Annotated in this window: 1 protein-coding gene; it reads left to right on the forward strand. The window is 59.8% G+C overall.

Translation table 11 applies throughout. From position 1 onward, the window contains the following. The first annotated feature begins 102 nt into the window (after positions 1-102). Positions 103-306 (forward strand): transcription antiterminator/RNA stability regulator CspE, encoded by a 204-nt coding sequence (gene cspE / locus CXQ88_RS21465; protein ID WP_104046164.1) that lies wholly within the window; start codon positions 103-105, stop codon positions 304-306. Positions 307-574 lie beyond the last annotated feature (268 nt).

Here is a 574-nt window from a genome sequence, read left to right on the forward strand (position 1 = left end):
CTCTTGCCCGCCCCCACTGCTGCCACATAGGCTCATTATGTGAGTGGCGGGGACGGCAATCCGAAAAGCGGATCCGGCCCGCGACCCGTGAAGGAAACAAGCATGGCAACAGGTACAGTCAAGTGGTTCAACGCCGAAAAGGGCTTCGGTTTCATCGCCCCCGACGACGGAAGCGCTGACGTCTTCGCACACTTTTCGGCAATCGCATCCAGTGGTTACCGCTCCCTCGACGAGAACCAGAAGGTTCAGTTCGACGTCACCCAGGGCCCTAAGGGTCCGCAGGCGGAGAACATCCAGCCGCTCTAAGCGGTAATCAAAAACCTGACCGGCACAAGCCGGTCAGGTTTTTTGTTCTCACGACGCCCCCTGCCGTAAACATGCTCAGCATGACCACGATGAAGGCCCGCCAACCTAAGGTGCCAGCTCCGGCGGACGATCACCGATAGCGACCGCAAGGGAGCGCCCGTCCGCCGACGGAGCTGATCACGCAGTCAGAGCTCTGGCGCTCTGACACTCCCCCAAAGCCGACACCGTTCCCTGATGGCGGAACGTATGTAAAGCTGTTCGTTCTAAG

Source organism: Arthrobacter sp. ZGTC412 (genome assembly GCF_002929215.1).
Taxonomy (GTDB): domain Bacteria; phylum Actinomycetota; class Actinomycetes; order Actinomycetales; family Micrococcaceae; genus Arthrobacter.

Coding starts and splice junctions, on each gene's coding strand:
- cspE (WP_104046164.1), top strand. CDS start 103: ATGGCAACAGGTACAGTCAAGTGGTTCAACGCCGAAAAGGGCTTCGGT.